Source organism: Nonomuraea sp. NPDC050202 (assembly GCF_040656115.1).
Lineage (GTDB): Bacteria > Actinomycetota > Actinomycetes > Streptosporangiales > Streptosporangiaceae > Nonomuraea.
The window spans coordinates 90,728-107,326 of record NZ_JBFALF010000013.1 but is presented as its reverse complement, the minus strand read 5'-3'; the positions used below and the strand labels follow the sequence as shown (position 1 = coordinate 107,326).

Below are 16,599 nucleotides of genomic sequence, written 5' to 3'. Positions count from 1 at the left end.
CTACCTTTCGAGTACGACGGCCAGCCCTTGGCCGACGCCGATGCAGAGACAGGCGAGACCGGTGCCGGAGCCGGCGGCGGCCAGCCGGTGGGCCACCGCGCCGGTGACGCGGGCGCCCGAGGCTCCGAGCGGGTGGCCGATGGCGATCGCGCCGCCGTCGGGGTTGACGATCGCGGGGTCGAGGCCGGGCAGCTCGGCCAGGCAGCCCAGCACCTGGGCGGCGAACGCCTCGTTCAGCTCGGCGGTGTCGAGGTCCTCGAACCGCTTGCCCGCCTTGGCCAGGGCCTTGCCCGCCGCCTCGACCGGGCCGAGCCCGAAGTAGCGGGGCTCCAGCGCGCTGACGCCGCTCGCCACGATCCTGGCCAGGGGCTCGCGCCCGCGCAGGCCCGCCTCGTCGGTCAGCAGCAGGGCCGCGGCTCCGTCGTTCAGCGGGGAGGAGTTGCCGGCGGTGACGGTGCCGCCGTCCTTGCGGAAGGCGGGCTTGAGCTTGGCCAGCGCCTCCAGGGAGGTGTCGTGGCGGATGCCCTCGTCCCGGCTCACACCGGCGATCGGCACGATCTCGCGCTCGAACGACGCCTTCGCCGCCTTCTGGTGGCTGGCCAGCGCGAACGCGTCCTGCTCCGCGCGCGCGATCCGGTGCTTGTCGGCGATCAGCTCCGCCCCTTCGCCGAGCGCGACGGTGTGCTCGGCGGGCATGTCCGGGTTGACCAGCCGCCAGCCGAGCGTGGTGGAGACCAGCTCCTGCCCGCCCGCCGGGAACGCCTTCTCCGGCTTGGGCAGCACCCAGGGGGCGCGGGTCATCGACTCGACGCCGCCCGCGATCACGGTGGAGGCGTCGCCGACGGCGATCGCGCGGTAGGCGTGGATGACGGCCTCCATGCCGGAGCCGCACAGGCGGTTGACCGTGACGCCCGGCGTGGTGACGGGCAGGCCGGCGAGGATCGCGGCCATGCGGGCGACGTTGCGGTTCTCCTCGCCCGCGCCGTTGGCGTTGCCGAGCACGACCTCGTCGGCGGCCTCCAGGCCGTTGCGCTCGGCCAGCGCCCTGACGACGTGCGCGGCCAGGTCGTCGGGGCGGATCCTGGACAGGGCTCCGCCGTAGCGGCCGAACGGGGTGCGTACGGCATCGACGATGTAGACGTCCTTCATGCCGCGATCACCTCCGCGCCGGTGCGCTCGCGCACCACGTCCAGGCTCACTTCCGGTGCGCGCTCGACCAGCGCGAACCCCTGCTCGGTGACGTCGAAGACGCCGAGGTCGGTGATGATCCGGTGCACGCACTCCTTGCCGGTCAGCGGCAGCGAGCACACCTCGACGAGCTTCGGGGAGCCGTCCTTGGCGTTGTGATCCATGATCACGATGACCTTGCGGGCGCCGTGCACCAGGTCCATGGCGCCGCCCATGCCCTTGACCAGCTTGCCGGGCACCATCCAGTTGGCCAGGTCGCCGCGGGCCGAGACCTGCATCGCGCCGAGCACCGCCACGTCGATGTGACCGCCGCGGATCATGCCGAACGACAGCGAGGAGTCGAAGAACGAGGCGCCCGGCAGGACGGTGACCGTCTCCTTGCCGGCGTTGATCAGGTCGGGGTCGACGTCCTCGGCCTTCGGGTACGGGCCGACGCCGAGGACGCCGTTCTCCGAGTGCAGGACCACGTCCACGCCCCGCGGCAGGAAGGAGGGGATGCGGGTGGGCAGGCCGATGCCCAGGTTGACGTAGTCGCCGTCGCGCAGCTCGGCCGCCGCCCGCGCGACCATCTCGTCACGGGTCCAGCTCATTCGGTGATCGTCCTCTTCTCTATCCCCTTGTCGGCGGCCTGCTCGGGGGTCAGGACGAGCACGCGCTGGACGAAGACGCCGGGCAGGTGGACCTCGTCGGGGTCCAGCTCGGCCAGCTCCTCGACCTCCGCGATCGTGACGCGCCCGGCCATGGCGGCCAGCGGGTTGAAGTTCCTGGAGGCCTTGTTGAAGACCAGGTTGCCGTGGCGGTCGCCCTTGGCCGCGCGGACCAGCGCGAAGTCCGTACGGATGCCGCGTTCGAGCACGTACGGGCGGCCGTCGAACTCCCGCACCTCCTTCGGCGGCGAGGCGACCGCGATCGAGCCGTCGGGGTGGTGGCGCAGCGGCAGGCCGCCGTCGGCGATGGGCGTGCCGACACCGGCGGGGGTGTAGAACGCGGGGATGCCGCTGCCGCCCGCGCGCAGCCGCTCGGCCAGGCTGCCCTGCGGCGTCAGCTCGACCTCCAGCTCGCCGGCCAGGTACTGGCGGGCGAACTCCTTGTTGTCGCCGATGTAGGAGGCGGTGACGTGGGCGATGCGCCCGGCGGCCAGCAGGATGCCCAGGCCGCCGCCGTCGACGCCGCAGTTGTTGGACACGACGCCGAGGCCGGTCGCGCCGGTGTCGTAGAGGGCCTTGATCAGCACGTTGGGGATGCCGCTGAGGCCGAAGCCGCCGACGGCGAACGACGCGCCGTCGCGCACGCCGGCCAGCGCCTCTTCGGGCGTGGCGACCACCTTGTCCTTGCGCACGACGCTCCGTTCGTACGTGTTCGCTCTGCGAACTTTAGTTCACTATTATGTGTTTTTCAGTATGTGGATCGGGGGCGGGGCTGTCAAAGGTCCCCCTTGAAGGCCATGGGCGCCCGCCCGTCGCCTCACCGCCTGGAGGAGGAGCCGATGGAAGCGGCCGGAACCCTGGAACGCGGGCTCGCCGTGCTGCGCGCGCTGGCCACCAACCCCCGGTGGCCCGTCCGGGCGACGGACCTGGTGCGCGCGACCGGCCTGGCCAGGTCCACCGTGGACCGGGTGCTCGGGACGCTCGCGCACCTCGGCTACGTACGGGCCGAGGGCCGCGACGTGCTGCCGGCGCCGCGCCTGATGGAGCTGGGCGAGGCGTACCTGGCGGGCGGCGGGCTGCGCGACACGCTCGCGCCGCTGGCGGGGCGGCTGGCGGACGAGCTGGACGAGTCCGTGTCTTTGGCCGTGCGCGATGGGGACGGGGTGCGGTTCATCGTGCAGTGCACCCGGCGGCGCACCATGTCGGTCACCTTCCGGGTCGGCGACCTGCTGCCCGTGGACCGGTGCGCGGCCGGCCTGGCCCTGCTCGACCCGTCGGCACCGTGGGCGGAGGACGATCAGCTCATCGAGCCTGGATTGATCGCGGTGGCGATGCCCGTGCGGGACCGGGAAGGGCGGGCCGTCTGCGCGGTCAGCGTGGTCAGCCACACCAGCAGGCATACCGTGGCAGAGCTGCGTGATCACTGCATGGGCGCGTTGCGCAAGACGGCGGGCGAGATGGAAGCGACGCTGGCCGCCGGCGAACCGTCCACCACGGAGGAAGCGAACGCCGCTGGAGAGGCGAGCACCGTTGGCGGGCCGGGGCCGGGGCCGGCGGTGGCGGGGGCGGCGGTGGCGGTGGCGGGGCCGGCGGTGGCGGGTGTCGCTGGGGTCGATCGGTCGCGCAGCGCCAAGCAGGAGCTGGGGATGGGATTCCTGCAGTCGCTGGCGCGCGGGCTGGCCGTCCTGGTCGCGCTGGGCACGGCGCGGGGCGGCCTGACCCTCGCCGACTGCGCCAAGGTCACGGGCCTGCCCAGGGCGACGGTGCGGCGGGCCGTACAGACGCTGGAGCGGCTCGGCTACGCGAGCACGGACGGGGCCCGGTTCGTGCTGCTGCCCCGGGTGCTGGAGCTCGGGTACGCCCGCCTGTCCGGGCTGACGTTCGGGGAGGTCGTCCAGCCGCACCTGGCCGACCTGGTGGCGCGCGTACGGGAGTCGGCGTCCGTGGCGGTGCTGTCGGGCGACGACGTGGTGTACGTGGCCAGGGTGCAGACGGTCAGCCTGATGAGCATCAACATCACCGTGGGCACCAGGTTTCCCGCGTACGCGACCTCCATGGGCCGGGTACTGCTGGCCGAGCTGCCCGACGAACGGCTGGCCACGATCGTGCCGAGGCCCCTGTCGCCCAGGACCGTCACCTCGGCGGCCGAGCTGCGGGCCCTGGTGCGCCAGGCCGCCGCGGACGGGTACGCCCTGGTCGACCAGGAGCTGGAGGAGGGCGTGCGGTCCATCGCGGTGCCGGTCCGCGACCGGCGGGGGCGTACGGTGGCGGCGGTGAACGTGGCCACGCACGCCGGGCGCGCCTCCAACGCCACGCTCCTGCGCGATGTCCTGCCCGCGCTCAGGGAGACGGCGGCGCGCATGGAGGCCGATCTCGCTCACGTGCACGCCGCGATCGACGGCTGATCCGTGGTTAGAATCCGAGCATGAAGGCCGCAGTGCGCGCCAGATATGGCCCGCCGGAAGTGGTGAGCGTTTCAGACGTCGAAAAACCGGTCGCCAAGGACGGTGACGTGCTCGTCCGGATACGGGCGACGACCGTCAACCGCACGGACTGCGCGATGCGGGCCGCCAAGCCTTTTCTCTGGCGATTCTTCACGGGGCTCGTCAGGCCGCGCGTCCCCGTTCTCGGCACGGAATTCGCGGGGGACGTCGAGCAGGTGGGCGGCGGCGTCACCGCGTTCGAACCAGGCGACAAAGTGTTCGGTTACAACGACGCCCGGTACGGGGCGCACGCGGAATACATGGTGATCCCGCAGGGTGGCATGCTGGCGCCGCTCCCCCAGGGCCTGTCGTACGAGGAGGCGGCTCCCGGCATGGAAGGCGCGCACTACGCGCTGTCGCTGATCAGCTCGGCGAAGGCCGGCGCCGGGCAGGACGTGCTCGTGTACGGCGCCACCGGGGCCATCGGCTCGGCGGCGGTGCAACTGCTGAGGAACATCGGCGCGAAGGTCACCGCGGTCTGCGGCACGAAACATCTCGACCTGGTCAGCCGGTTGGGGGCGGACAAGGTCGTCGACTACACGGCCACGGATTTCACCGCGGACGAGCAGAGATATGACGTCGTCATCGACGCGGTGGGCAAGAGCACGTTCGGACGGTGCCGGCGGCTGTTGAAGCCGCGCGGCATTTTCATCGCCTCCGACGTGGGGCCGTTATGGCAGAACCTGGCCCTGACGATCGTCACTCCCCTGTTCGGCGGCAGGCGGGTCAGGTTCCCGTACCCCAAGAATGACGCCGGAATAGCGCGGCATCTCAAGGAGCTGATCGAGTCCGGCGAATTCCGGCCCGTCATCGACCGGCATTACTCGCTGGACGAGATCGTCGACGCCTATCGTTACGTCGAGACGGGTCAGAAGACGGGGAACGTGGTGATCACGGTCACGACGCCAGGGACGTGACGGCGGTGGCCAGGTAGAGGCAGCCGCCGATCGCCACGGCGACGCCCGCCAGCGCCGGCGTCCATGCCGCCACCGTCCTCAGCAGGCGCACGCGGGGCGTACGGCTGCTGAGCATCGCCGCTCCTCGCACGGTCACGATCCCGACGGCGGTCAGCGTGACGGCCATCCCGACGCCGAACGCCAGCACCAGCACCACCGCGTCGAGCGACCGTCCCGTGAGCAGGCCGCTGACCAGCACGATGAACGCCGACGGCGAGGGGACCAGGCCGCCGGACAGCGCGAGCGCGGTGAGCCCGCGCGCCGACCACGGGTCGTCCAACTCCCCATGCCCGTGGCCATGACCGTGCCCATGGCCGTGCCCGTGCCCATGGCCGTGCCCGTGCCCGTGGCCGGGCGCTGTGCCGTGGCGGAGATGGCGGTACGTCAGGTGGGCGCCGACGCCGATCACGACCACTCCCGCCACCACCTGCAGCCAGGCGGTGACGGCCTCGGTGCCGACGGCGGCCGCGCTGCTCAGCCCGACCCAGGCCAGCGCGAGTGCGAGCACCGAGACCGTGTGCATCAGCGCCACGACCACGCCCAGCCGCAGCGCGTCGCGGTATCGCCCATGCGTGCCGATCAGATACGCGGCCGTCACGCTCTTGCCGTGACCGGGTGCGACGGCGTGCAGCGCGCCCACGCCGAGCGCGACGACGAGGGCCAGCCAGAACGCGCCCGCCCCGTCGAACAACCCGATCAGGTAGTTCTCCGGTCCGGTCATGCCGCTCATGCGCGCACGTCCGAGCGCCGCCGCCTGCGGACGAGGAGGGCGACCAGCACGCCGAGCACGGCCACCAGCGCGACGGCGGGCACCACGAGCGGCACCCCGCCGGTCGCCGACGGGTCGAAGCGCAGCCTGCGGGTGTCGGCCTCCGCCGTGAGCAGCGCCTTGGCGGGCTCGGCCGGCGTCTCGGCGGTGAGCATCGTGCGGTACGCCTCGTGCAGGTCGGTCAGCGCGCCGACCCGGACGTCCACGTCCACGACCCGTTCCGGGCACTCGAAGCTGAACCGGGCACCCTCGGCGAGCAGCCGTTCCAGCGGGGCGAGCTCGGCCGCGCAGGGCCGGCCTGCCTGGGTGACGCCGACGTGGGCCAGCAGGTAGTCGCGGACGGCGGCGGAGCGGGCCAGCTTCTGCTCCCCGGTCAGTGAGGTGTCGGCGCCCGCGGCCGGGTCCTCGAGCGCACCGACGGAGCGGCCGAGCGCCACCCAATCGTCCTCGGCGGGCAACCAGGCGAGGCTCACCCGGTTGCCGTCGGCGCCGACGCGGGCCGTGGACGGCGGCCCGAACGGGTGCGCCGCGGCCGCGTGCGCGGGCACCAGGACCGCGGCGGCGGTGATGAGCAGCACGCACAGGCGGCGTGCGATGAGCGGAAGGGTCAAGGAAAAGCTCCTGTGGGAACGAGAAAGGCCTGGGTGGGGCCGCATGACCGGGCATGGCCCGACGACACGGCGGCACATGACCGGGACACCGTCCCGTCACACGCGCGGGCCGCGGCCCCGCCCAGGGTGGATCACTTGGTCACGGTGATGGCGGGGCTGGTGATCTTCTGGTTCTGGCTGTCCAGGTAGACCTCGTAGACCCCGTCCCTCTTCACCAGCGCGGGCACCCGGACGGTCTCCTCGACCCGTCCCAGCTCATCGGCCTTCTCGTAGCCGATCAGCGTGCCGTTGCGGCCGCGGCGCGCCACGTCGTCGTCCTTCTCGCGCCACCAGATGGCGACCTTCTCCCCCGGGTCGTACCCGTAGGCCGAGACCTTCAGGGTCTCCAGCCGCCGGACCGAGGTCTTGTCGACGGTGACCTGCTCGCCGACCGTGTTCTCGGGGGTGCGCAGGTCGTTGACGGTGCGCTCGCCCTTGTCGTCCTTGCGGATCACGAACCCGTCGTGGTGCTCGCCGTTGGCGTAGCGGGCCTCGAACGTGACGGTGTCCCGGGTGACGTCGACGAGCTGGTAGAGCTGCGTGTTCTGGCTGGTACTGCGTACCTCGGCGCCGTTGCCCGTCCAGTTCTCGCCGCCGTTGAGCGCGTACATCTTGCCGCCCGAGACCGACACGACGTACGCGACGCCGTTGTGCACCGTCGCCGACTTGCGGGCCGAGACCGGGTTGCCGCGCCCGTACGAGTGGTCGTGGCCCTGAAGCACCAGGTCCACGCCGTACTTCTCGAAGAGCGGCGCCCACTGGGCGCGGACGTTCGGGTTGTTGCGGGTGCCCGTGGTCGAGTAGACGGGGTGGTGGAAGGTCACCACGGTCCACTTGTTCGGGTTGTTCTTGAGCAGGTTCTCCAGCCACGCCGTCTGGGCGGCCATGAGGGTGGCGTTGCTCTGGTGGTTGGTGTCCAGGCCGATGAACCGCACGCCCTGGTAGTCGAGCGTGTAGGCCGTCTGCTTGAGCTCGGCGTTACCGGGGCCGTTGTCCGGATACGGGAACTGGGGCCGCCAGAAGGTCGACAGGCCGCCGCTGTACTCGTGGTTGCCCGGGATCGAGATGTTGTTGACCTGGCCGTCGATGAAGCCGCCGGCCCTGAACCACTGGCCCCACTGCTCCTCGCTGTTGGCGGAGTCGATGAGGTCGCCGGCGTTGACGATCGCCCTGGCCTGCGGCCGGTCGGCGAACGCCTGGCGGAACACGCGCGGCACGGCCGAGTCGAGGTAGTTCTGCGCGTCACCGTAGTAGATGAACGAGAACGGCTCGAAGCCCTCGGCGGCGGTGGTGAAATCGGTCCACGCGCTCCAGTTCGTGCCGTCGCCGACGCGGTAGGTGTAGCGGGTGTCCGGCTTCAGGCCGGTGAACTCGGCGGTGTGGTACGTGGAGGCGTACCCGAGCGTGGTGTTGACCGGAGTGCTGGCCAGCGCCCGCACGGTGGCCACGGCGCCGGCGGCGGGCTGCACCTGGCCGAGTGCGCGCGGCGCCTCCAGGATCTGGGCCTGCGCGGTGTCGGCGGTGGCCTCGGCTCGCCACGACACGCGCTGGCTGGTGGCCGGCGTGGTGGTGGGGATGAGGATGACGCGGTCGGGGATCGGGGTGGGCTTGTGCACCTCGGCAGCCGGATAGACGGGCGGCGCCGCCGCGCCGGCGGCCGCCGGGCCGAACGCTAACGCGCCGACCAGCAGCACGCCGGTGCCGACCGCGGCGAGCTTCGTCTGCCGGGAGCCGAAGGCCCGCGGCTTCGTGGGCTGATTCACTTCTTGTTCACTCCATCGAGAAGCGGTGTCCGCCCATCCGCGAGCGCGGGACGGGCGCCAGCGCATTCACCCAGGCATCGCTGACGCTCACCTGTCCCGAGACTGTCCGCGAGATGAATTCGGGATCGGAAATGTGGCCGTCATCGGGCGTTGGCCCGCCGTTCTCCGGACGCCGCCTACGATCGGCCGCGGATGATCGTGTGCGTGAGCGGGAGGTGAACGGGATGGCGGCGACCCGCCGCTGGGGGCTGCTGCCCGCCGTGGCCGCGCTCGGCACGCTGTTCGTGGTGCCGCCCGCGCAGCCGGTGACCAAGACGGATGCGTTCATCACGGCGGAGACGACCGGGATCCTGCTGATCGAGGGCGGTGAGTGCTTCAGCGATCCGACGTACTCGCCAGGGGCGGGCGAGCGGGTCGTGCTCTACACCCCGTGCGACGGCGGGGCCGACAACCAGTCGTACGGCTTCACCCACGCCCCCGACGGCCCGTACGACCGGGCGGCGCTGTCGGCGTTCGCCTGGAAGAGCTGCGGTGAGCGCCACTCCGGGCTGTGGGGGCGGGACCGCGCGGACCTGCCCTTCTACCCGATCATGCCCACGGCGGAGACGTGGGCGGACGGGGACCGCGACATCATGTGCGCCGTCTACCGCCGCACCGGCCGTCTCACGGGCTCGGTCCTGCCCTGACCACCGGCGGGAGGGGGCCATTCTTGACCGGCCCTTATCCCGACATGTGGGGATAAAAGCGACGTCCGGCATTAGCGTGGCGCGTATGACCTCGGAAGTAGCGACCACACTCACGGTCAACGGTCAGGACGTGCGCCTCGACCTCGACCCGCGGGAGTCGCTGCTCGACGTCCTGCGCGAGCGGCTGGGCCTGACCGGGTCGAAGAAGGGCTGCGACCACGGGCAGTGCGGCGCGTGCACGGTCCACGTGGACGGGCGCCGGGTCGTGTCCTGCCTGTTCCCCGCCGTGCAGGCGAACCACCGGTCGGTACGGACCATCGAGGGCGTGGCGGGCCCCGATGGGCGCCTGCATCCGCTGCAGCAGGCGTTCGTGGATCACGACGCGCTGCAGTGCGGCTACTGCACGCCCGGGCAGGTGATGTCCGGGCTGGGCTGCATCGCCGAGGGCAACGCCGGTGACGACGACGAGATCCGCGAGCACATGAGCGGGAACCTGTGCCGGTGCGGGGCGTACACGGGCATCCTGGCGGCGATCCGCGCAGCGGCCGGGCGGCGGGAGGGCTGAGGGGTGCGTCCGTTCGCCTACGCGGCCCCGGCCACGCTCGACGAGGCCGTCCACGCCCTGTCGGAGTCCGGCCCCGGCACCAAGCTGCTGGCCGGCGGCACCACGCTCTACGACCTGATGAAGCTGGACGTCGAGACCCCGCCCGCCGTCGTGGACATCCGCGCGCTGCCCGAGCTGGCCGGCATCGACACGGCGGGATCGAGCGAGCTGTCGTTCGGCGCGGGCGCGCTGATGGCCGACGTGGCGGCGGACCCGGTGCTGCGGCGCGACTACCCGGCGCTGGCCGAGTCCCTGGCCAAGGCGGCGTCCCAGCAGTTGCGCAACATGGCCACCGTGGGCGGGAACCTGCTGCAGCGCACCCGCTGCGGCTACTTCCGCGGCGGCCTCGCGTTCCCGTGCAACAAGCGGCAGCCGGGCAGCGGGTGCGCGGCGATCGGCGGCCTGGATCGCGGGCACGCCCTGCTCGGTGGCAGCGACGCGTGCATCGCCACCTACCCGGGCGACTGGGCGGTCGCGCTGATCGCGTTCGACGCCGCCCTGGACGTGACGGGGCCGCGCGGCCCGCGTACGCTGCCCCTGGCCGGCCTGCACGTCGAGCCCGGTGACAGGCCGGACCAGGAGCACACGCTGGCCTGGGACGAGATCATCACCCGCATCCGCGTGCCGGTCACCGCCGCCGGCCGCGGATCGACGTATCACAAGGTCAGGGATCGGCAGTCGTACGCGTTCGCGCTGGCCTCGGCGGCCGTGGCCGTCACGCTGGGCGAGAGCGGGACGGTGGAGGAGTGCCGCGTCGCGGTGGGCGGCGTCGCCACCCGGCCCTGGCGCTGCCACTCCGCCGAGCGGGAGCTGGTGGGGGCGGTGCTGGACAGGCGCAGCGCGCGGCGGGCCGGGGAGTCGGCGTTCGACGGCGCGCGTCCGGGCAGGCACAACGCGTTCCGGATCGAGCTGGGCATCCGCACCGTCGCCGAGGCGCTGCGGATCGCGGGAGAGCGGGCCATGCGATGACGAACCGAGGGACACCACACGCCGGAGAGCGCACCGCGCGGTGGCCGGAGCCGGCCACGCCACACGCCCGAGAGCGGGCCGCGCGATGACGAACGCGGGGACGCCGCGCGTCGGAGCGCGGGAGAAGGTCACCGGAGCGGCCCGCTACGGCGCCGATCACGCGCCGCCCGGCGTCGCCTACGCCATGCCGGTCGTCTCGACCGTCGGCAAGGGCCGCATCACCGGCCTCGACACCGCCGAGGCCGCCGCCGTCCCCGGCGTCCTGCTCATCCTGTCGCACCTGGACGACCTGGACATCTCCCCGGCCGGCTACATCATGGCCGACGGCTACGCCTTCCAGAGCCTGCAGCCGCTGCTGGACGACCACGTCGCCTACCGGGGACAGCCGATCGCGCTGGTCGTGGCCGACACGCTGGTCGCCGCCACCGAGGCCGCCGGGCTGGTGCGGGCCGCGTACGAGGAGGAGCCGTTCGCGGTGGAGCTGGACGCGGACGGCACCGAGACCGTGCTCCAGCAGGAGGCCCTGCCGCTGCCGTTCCTCTCGGACGTGGTCGTGGGCGACGCCGACGGCGCGTACGAGCGCAGCCCCCTGCGCGTGGACGAGGTCTACGAGGCGGGCCCGCAGCACCAGGTGCCGATGGAGCTGATCGGCGGCGTGGCCGAGTGGCGCGGGGACACGCTCGTCATCCACGAGGGATCCCAGAGCGTCGGCGCGCTGCGCGGCGGCCTGGCCCGCCAGCTCGGCATCGACCCGGAGAACGTCGAGGTCATCGCCCCGTACGTGGGGGGCGGGTTCGGCCAGAAGAACTCGCTGCAGCCGCACATCGCGCCGCTGGCGGTGGCCGCCCGCCGGCTCGGCCGCCCGGTCAAGCTGGTGCTGCCGCGCGCCCACACGTTCCACGCGGCCAGTTTCCGCCCGGTGAGCCGGCACCGCGTCCGCCTGGGCGCCGACCGCTCGGGCCGGCTGCTGGCCGCCATCCACGAGGTGGACCAGCAGGCCTCCCGTCATGACCTGCTGCCCGCCACGTACACGGAGATCACCTCTCGCCTGTACGACATCAGGAAGTTCCGCGGCCGCCAGCGCCACGTCAGGACCGACGCCCAGACCCCGGGCTACATGCGAGCGCCGTTCGAGCATCCGGCCGCGTTCGCGCTGGAGTCGGCGGTGGACGAGCTCGCCCACGCCGCCGGGCGGGACCCGGTCGAGCTGCGCCTGGCCAACGACGCCGGCGCGGACCCGGTCACGGGCAAGCCGTTCTCCTCCCGGCACCTGGCGGCGTGCCTGCGGCGGGGCGCGGAGCTGTTCGGCTGGGCGGGCCGCTCGCCGGATCCCGGGTCGATGCGCGGGCCGGACGGCACGCTGGTGGGCTGGGGGGTGGCGGCCGGGGCGTACCCGGCGATGACGGTGCCCGTGCTCGCCCGCCTGCGGGCCGGCGCGGACGGCGGGGTGCTGGCCGAGGTGGGCGGGCACGAGATGGGCCAGGGGATCACGACCGCCCTCGTCCGTGCCGTCGCCGGTGACCTCGGGATCGGCACGGAGTCGGTGCGCGCCGTCTGCGGCGACACCCGGGCCGTGCCCCACCACCTGACGGCGGGTGCGTGGGGGACCAACAGCTCGCTGCTGGCGGTCCACGCCGCCCTGCGCGAGCTGCGCGAACGCCTGGGCGTGCCGCCGGAGGGCCCCGTGGACGTGGCCGCCGCCGTCCGGGCGACCGGCGCGGAGGAGGTGGTGGCCGAGGCCGTCACCCAGGGGCCCGGCCAGCCGCCCGAGGCGATCGACCGCATGCGCGCGGGACTGGTCGCCCCCGCGGGCCCCGATTATCCCGATCATGTGGCGTTCAGCTTCATCGCGCACTTCGTCGAGGTGCGGGTGGAGCCGGCCGCGCCGCGCGTACGTGTCTCGCGGGTGGTCAGCGTGGCCGACTGCGGCCGCGTGGCCAGCCCGGTCACCGCGGACGCCCAGGTGCGCGGCGCGGTGGTGTGGGGCATCGGCGCGGCGCTGAGCGAGCACAGCGAGGTCGATCCCCGCTACGGCGGCTTCGTCAACGCCGACCTGGCCGACTACGTGATCCCGGTCAACGCCGACGTGGGCGCGATCGAGGTGGACTTCATCGACGAGCCCGACTTCACGCTCAACCCGATGGGCGTGAAGAGCCTCGGTGAGGTGGCCCTGGTGGGCGTCGCCCCGGCCATCGCCAACGCCGTCTTCCACGCCACGGGCCGCCGGCCGCGCCGCCTCCCGATCCTCATCGAGAACCTGCTGTAGCCATCTGCCGATCGCCATCGAGAACCTGCTGCAGTCACCCGCCGATCCTCATCGAGAACCTGCTGTAGCGCGTGCCCGCGCGGGGTAGACCCCTACCGCCGGAACTCCCCCACCGCGCCCGCAGGAGGTCCCCGTGACCGACGCGCCGACGATCCTCGACACCTCGGGGATCCACCTCTACGACCAGGTCGACCGGCTGCGCGCCGCCGGCCCCGCCGTCCCCGTACGGCTGCCCGCCGGGCTCGTCGCCTGGTCGGTCACCCGCGGCGACGTGGTCAGGCACCTGCTGACCCACCCCGGCGTCTCCAAGGACGCCCGCAGGTCGTGGCCGGGCTACCGCCCGTTCGCGATCGCCTGGCTGACAGCCTGGGTGGACGTCGTCAGCATGCTGACCGCCGACGGCGACGACCACAAGCGGCTGAAGAGCCTGGTCGGCAAGGCGTTCACGGCCCGCCGCGTCGAGGCGATGCGCCCGGCCGTCGAGCGGATCGCCACGACGCTGCTGGACGAGCTCGCCGCCGCCCCGCCGGGCGAGCCGGTGGACCTGCGCGCCCGCTACGCCTACCCCATCCCCAGCGGGGTCATCTGCGACCTGTTCGGCGTCCCCGGCGACCAGCGCCCGGCCATGCTGGCGGCCATCGACTCCGTCCTGGACAACACGCTCACCCCCGAGCAGGCCACGGCGGTCCAGCAGGGCATGTACGCGGCGATGCACCGGCTCATCGAGACCAAGCGCGCCAAGCCGGGCGACGACATGACGACGCTGCTGCTGACCGCACAGGAGGCCGACGGCGACCGGCTCCGCCTGGACGAGGTGGTCAGCACCCTGCTCCTGATGATCGGGGCGGGCAGCGAGACCGCGGTGTCGCTCATCGACCACGCGATCATCGCCATGCTGACCCATCCCGGCCAGCTCGCCACGGTCCTCGACACCCCGGCGCGCTGGGCGGACGTGATCGAGGAGTCGTTGCGCCGCGACTCGCCGGTCATGCACCTGCCGCTGCGTTTCGCCACCGCGGACATCGACCTCGGCGACGGCGTCACGATCGCCAAGGGCGATCTCATCCTGATCGCGTTCGGCGCCCACGGCCGCGACCCGCTGGTCAACCCCGACCCCGCCAGGTTCGACATCGACCGGCACGACCGCCAGCACCTCGCCTTCGGGTACGGCATGCACTTCTGCCTCGGCGCCCCGCTGGCCCGGCTCGAGGCCGCGGTGGCGCTGCCCGCACTGTTCGGCCGGTTCCCGGGGATGCGGCCGGCGGTGGAGCCGGGCGAGCTGCGGCCGCGGCCGTCGTTCACGGGGAGCGATGTCCAAGCCCTGCCCGTACTGCTGGCTTAGGAGAGGACGAGCGGCGGGCCGGAGGGCGGCGCAGGATCGCCCAGGCGGCCATCACGACGCAGCCGGCGCCGAGGAGCAGGCCCCAGACGACGTCGGTGAGGAAGTGCATGCCGCGATAGAGCCGGGAGAAGCCCACGGCCAGGGGCGCGATGACGGCGGGCGTCCAGATCGCCGCCCGCGCCACCGTGCCGCGGACGCGTGCGGCCAGGACGACCGCGACCCCGCAGTAGAACGCGACGGCGGCGCTGACGTGCCCGGACGGGAAGCTGGAGGTGGGCGGCGCCGGGTCCAGGTGTTGTACGGGCGGGCGGTGCCGTCCGACGACCTCGGTGGTGGCCAGGAAGATCAGCGACTGGCTCCACACGGCCGCCACGAGGAAGACCGACTCGCGCCAGCGCCGCAACCAGAGCCTGAAGACGATCGCGGCCACCGCGGTCAGCGCCACGATGTAGGGGGTGTCGGACAGGCTGCTGCCGAGGTCGGTCGCGGCGTTCCAGGCCGGGTCGCGGCCCGCGGCCAGCTCGCGGCTCAGCGCCGCCTCGCCGCTGGGCCAGGCCAGGACCGCCTGGCCCGCGCCGTACGTCGCCACCGCCATCAGCAACATCGGCGATAAGAGCGTCAGCGCGTAATATCTCAGCTTCTCGGTTCTGCTCACGCAGCACTCCTTCACTCGCGAAGCGCCCGCACCGACTCGGGCTCCACTCCCTCGGCCACCGGCGAGGCGGGCCTGCGGCCCTGGTCCCGCCGCCACGTCTCGAACGCCGCCGCCGTCGCGGCGATCACCGCCGCCCCCAGCACCAGCCCCGCGACCACGTCGCTCACCCAGTGCACGCCGAGCGCGATCCTGGTGTAACCGACCGACAGCGCCAGGAACGCGGCCACGGCCCAGGCCACGCGCCGCCCCCAGCGGGGCAGCACGGGCAGCAGGAGCAGGACGATCACGCCGGCGCCGAGCGTCGCGTTGACCGTGTGGCCGGACGGGAAGCTGTCGCCGGGGGCCAGAGCGACCGGGTCCGGCAGGTGGGGCCTGGCCCTGGCGACGATCACCTTGATCGCCAGCCCGAGCAGGCCTCCCACGGTCACAGTGGTGACGGCCCAGACAGCCGCTCTGGCCGCACCCTTGTAGAGCAGCCAGCCGGCGCAGGCGATGACGGCGATCCGCCACGGCCACGGGCCGAACGCGTCCGTCCACACGATGAGCACCCCGGTCACGCCGGGGTTGTCGAGAGCGTACGCGTGCAGCTCGGCGGCGACTTCCGCGTCCAGGTCGTTGAGCGGCATCTTCGCCACGACGAGCAGGAGGCTGAACGGGATCAGGATGAGCCACGCCGCGAGGCCGGCCAGGGTCAGCCGCGGCCCCAGGCCGCTGGCCCCGGGCCGGCCACGCTGCTCTCCCTTGTTGCGCATCCGCGCCCGGCTACCCCATCAGGGCGCGTTGATTCCTGCGACCGGGTGTCAGGGCGGGGAGTCGTCGGGCTCCTGGCGGCCTCGTCGAGGTCGCCGGCGACGCCGCCGCGCAGCGGTCGGCCCAGCTCAGCCCGTCGGCGGGACGGTGCCGCAGGCCGGGAGCTCGCGGCCGGCTCGGTCTTCAGCTTGGTGACGGCCTCGGCCAGGGCGCTTGAGTGTCACTTCCGAGTTCCATTGCACTGTGCAATGATAAATGTGCGAACCGTTGCAAAGCGGAGGGGTGGAATGAGAAGCGCTGACCGCACCGGCTTCTCCTGGGTCGTCACCCAGAGTGACGACGCGGCTGTCCTGCGTCCTGTCGGTGACCTGGATCTGGCCTCTAAGGAGGAGTTCCGCAACGGACTGACCGAGGCGATGTCCTGCCTCAGGCCGCCTTCCGTGGTCGTCGATCTGCAAGAGGTCGCCTTCTGCGACTCCTCGGGGCTCAATACCCTGATCTGGGCCGCCAACACCGTCGAGGCCGCCGGCGGCTCGATCCGGCTGAGCGGGGTGCAGCCGCGGCTCACGCGGCTCCTGCATGTGACCGGCCTGGACAAGCGGTTCTGCCGCACGCCGGCAGGGTCGTGAGGCAGGTCGCGACGGGGCCCCGCGGCCCCGTCACGAAGCGCCGTCCGGTCAGCGGGGTCCGACGACGAGGCGCGGGTGCTTGTGCACGCGCCAGCCGCCCGCCTCGTACCCGAAGTTGGCGATCGCGAGCTGCGGCGCGTCGAAGTTGCCGTTGCCCGCCGACCTGACGGGCGACAGGGAGGCCGACGTCGTCGGCTTCGGCGACGCGGGCATGTACGTCGCCAGGAACCAGGGCAACGTGG

The 16,599-nt window shown here is 72.7% G+C and carries 17 protein-coding genes; 8 read left to right on the top strand and 9 right to left on the bottom strand.

Annotated elements, in window-relative coordinates:
• The 3 genes from AB0I79_RS30595 to AB0I79_RS30585 are packed head-to-tail and all read right to left on the bottom strand — an operon-like array spanning position 1 to position 2,527.
• A complete protein-coding gene (locus AB0I79_RS30595) occupies positions 1 to 1,149 on the bottom strand; it encodes a thiolase family protein (RefSeq protein ID WP_357880040.1) in 1,149 nt (382 codons plus the stop codon).
• Positions 1,146 to 1,778 (bottom strand): CoA transferase subunit B, encoded by a 633-nt coding sequence (locus AB0I79_RS30590; RefSeq protein WP_357880037.1) that lies wholly within the window; start codon positions 1,776 to 1,778, stop codon positions 1,146 to 1,148. The genes AB0I79_RS30595 and AB0I79_RS30590 overlap by 4 nt, the downstream gene beginning before the upstream one ends.
• On the bottom strand, positions 1,775 to 2,527 hold the full coding sequence (locus tag AB0I79_RS30585) for a CoA transferase subunit A (RefSeq protein ID WP_357880034.1): 753 nt from the start codon (positions 2,525 to 2,527) through the stop codon (positions 1,775 to 1,777). The genes AB0I79_RS30590 and AB0I79_RS30585 overlap by 4 nt, the downstream gene beginning before the upstream one ends.
• Positions 2,528 to 2,674: 147 nt before the next feature.
• Between AB0I79_RS30585 and AB0I79_RS30580 the strand changes: the two genes are divergently transcribed.
• The gene (locus tag AB0I79_RS30580) at positions 2,675 to 4,240 is read left to right on the top strand and encodes an IclR family transcriptional regulator C-terminal domain-containing protein (protein ID WP_357880031.1); all 1,566 of its coding nucleotides are present in this window, start codon (positions 2,675 to 2,677) and stop codon (positions 4,238 to 4,240) included.
• Positions 4,241 to 4,260: 20 nt separating this feature from the next.
• The gene (locus AB0I79_RS30575; RefSeq protein WP_357880028.1) at positions 4,261 to 5,235 is read left to right on the top strand and encodes an NAD(P)-dependent alcohol dehydrogenase; all 975 of its coding nucleotides are present in this window, start codon (positions 4,261 to 4,263) and stop codon (positions 5,233 to 5,235) included.
• Here the strand turns inward: AB0I79_RS30575 and AB0I79_RS30570 are convergent.
• From AB0I79_RS30570 to AB0I79_RS30560, 3 genes are all read right to left on the bottom strand, one after another.
• Positions 5,216 to 6,004, bottom strand: a complete 789-nt coding sequence (locus AB0I79_RS30570; RefSeq protein WP_357880025.1) for a hypothetical protein — start codon at positions 6,002 to 6,004, stop codon at positions 5,216 to 5,218. The two genes, AB0I79_RS30575 and AB0I79_RS30570, sit on opposite strands and share 20 nt — an antisense overlap.
• Positions 6,001 to 6,654: a hypothetical protein gene (locus AB0I79_RS30565; RefSeq protein WP_357880022.1), complete on the bottom strand. Its 654-nt coding sequence runs from the start codon at positions 6,652 to 6,654 to the stop codon at positions 6,001 to 6,003. Before AB0I79_RS30565 ends, AB0I79_RS30570 begins: the two co-directional genes overlap by 4 nt.
• A gap of 131 nt (positions 6,655 to 6,785) precedes the next feature.
• Entirely contained in the window at positions 6,786 to 8,456 is a 1,671-nt protein-coding gene (locus tag AB0I79_RS30560) for a metallophosphoesterase family protein (protein ID WP_357880019.1), read from the bottom strand.
• A gap of 200 nt (positions 8,457 to 8,656) precedes the next feature.
• Between AB0I79_RS30560 and AB0I79_RS30555 the strand changes: the two genes are divergently transcribed.
• The 5 genes from AB0I79_RS30555 (at position 8,657) to AB0I79_RS30535 (ending at position 14,323) form a co-directional block, all read left to right on the top strand.
• Positions 8,657 to 9,142, top strand: coding sequence for a hypothetical protein (locus tag AB0I79_RS30555; protein ID WP_357880017.1), 486 nt, complete (start codon positions 8,657 to 8,659; stop codon positions 9,140 to 9,142).
• Positions 9,143 to 9,227: 85 nt separating this feature from the next.
• Entirely contained in the window at positions 9,228 to 9,707 is a 480-nt protein-coding gene (locus tag AB0I79_RS30550; RefSeq protein WP_357880014.1) for a (2Fe-2S)-binding protein, read from the top strand.
• A gap of 3 nt (positions 9,708 to 9,710) precedes the next feature.
• Entirely contained in the window at positions 9,711 to 10,715 is a 1,005-nt protein-coding gene (locus AB0I79_RS30545; RefSeq protein WP_357880011.1) for a xanthine dehydrogenase family protein subunit M, read from the top strand.
• Between the two features lie 85 nt (positions 10,716 to 10,800).
• Positions 10,801 to 12,981 carry a xanthine dehydrogenase family protein molybdopterin-binding subunit gene (locus AB0I79_RS30540; RefSeq protein ID WP_357880008.1) on the top strand — a complete coding sequence of 727 codons (2,181 nt, stop codon included), beginning with the start codon at positions 10,801 to 10,803 and terminating at the stop codon, positions 12,979 to 12,981.
• A gap of 133 nt (positions 12,982 to 13,114) precedes the next feature.
• Positions 13,115 to 14,323 (top strand): cytochrome P450, encoded by a 1,209-nt coding sequence (locus AB0I79_RS30535; protein ID WP_357880006.1) that lies wholly within the window; start codon positions 13,115 to 13,117, stop codon positions 14,321 to 14,323.
• Here AB0I79_RS30535 and AB0I79_RS30530 read toward each other — a convergent pair.
• Entirely contained in the window at positions 14,280 to 14,978 is a 699-nt protein-coding gene (locus AB0I79_RS30530) for a phosphatase PAP2 family protein (protein WP_357880003.1), read from the bottom strand. The two genes, AB0I79_RS30535 and AB0I79_RS30530, sit on opposite strands and share 44 nt — an antisense overlap.
• Positions 14,979 to 14,989: 11 nt before the next feature.
• Positions 14,990 to 15,730 (bottom strand): phosphatase PAP2 family protein, encoded by a 741-nt coding sequence (locus tag AB0I79_RS30525; protein ID WP_357880000.1) that lies wholly within the window; start codon positions 15,728 to 15,730, stop codon positions 14,990 to 14,992.
• A gap of 285 nt (positions 15,731 to 16,015) precedes the next feature.
• On the opposite strand from AB0I79_RS30525, the gene AB0I79_RS30520 reads away from it, so the two are divergent.
• Positions 16,016 to 16,357, top strand: a complete 342-nt coding sequence (locus tag AB0I79_RS30520) for an STAS domain-containing protein (protein ID WP_357879997.1) — start codon at positions 16,016 to 16,018, stop codon at positions 16,355 to 16,357.
• Positions 16,358 to 16,405: 48 nt separating this feature from the next.
• Here AB0I79_RS30520 and AB0I79_RS30515 read toward each other — a convergent pair whose 3' ends face one another.
• Positions 16,406 to 16,594, bottom strand: coding sequence for a hypothetical protein (locus tag AB0I79_RS30515; protein ID WP_357879995.1), 189 nt, complete (start codon positions 16,592 to 16,594; stop codon positions 16,406 to 16,408).
• Positions 16,595 to 16,599: the final 5 nt, after the last annotated feature.

What these genes read in the sequence shown, in the direction of transcription:
- AB0I79_RS30575 (WP_357880028.1), top strand. Translation starts at nt 4,261, where the DNA reads ATGAAGGCCGCAGTGCGCGCCAGATATGGCCCGCCGGAAGTGGTGAGC.
- AB0I79_RS30520 (WP_357879997.1), top strand. Translation starts at nt 16,016, where the DNA reads ATGAGAAGCGCTGACCGCACCGGCTTCTCCTGGGTCGTCACCCAGAGT.
- AB0I79_RS30570 (WP_357880025.1), bottom strand. Translation starts at nt 6,004, where the DNA reads ATGAGCGGCATGACCGGACCGGAGAACTACCTGATCGGGTTGTTCGAC.
- AB0I79_RS30580 (WP_357880031.1), top strand. Translation starts at nt 2,675, where the DNA reads ATGGAAGCGGCCGGAACCCTGGAACGCGGGCTCGCCGTGCTGCGCGCG.
- AB0I79_RS30540 (WP_357880008.1), top strand. Translation starts at nt 10,801, where the DNA reads ATGACGAACGCGGGGACGCCGCGCGTCGGAGCGCGGGAGAAGGTCACC.
- AB0I79_RS30590 (WP_357880037.1), bottom strand. Translation starts at nt 1,778, where the DNA reads ATGAGCTGGACCCGTGACGAGATGGTCGCGCGGGCGGCGGCCGAGCTG.
- AB0I79_RS30525 (WP_357880000.1), bottom strand. Translation starts at nt 15,730, where the DNA reads ATGCGCAACAAGGGAGAGCAGCGTGGCCGGCCCGGGGCCAGCGGCCTG.
- AB0I79_RS30550 (WP_357880014.1), top strand. Translation starts at nt 9,228, where the DNA reads ATGACCTCGGAAGTAGCGACCACACTCACGGTCAACGGTCAGGACGTG.
- AB0I79_RS30595 (WP_357880040.1), bottom strand. Translation starts at nt 1,149, where the DNA reads ATGAAGGACGTCTACATCGTCGATGCCGTACGCACCCCGTTCGGCCGC.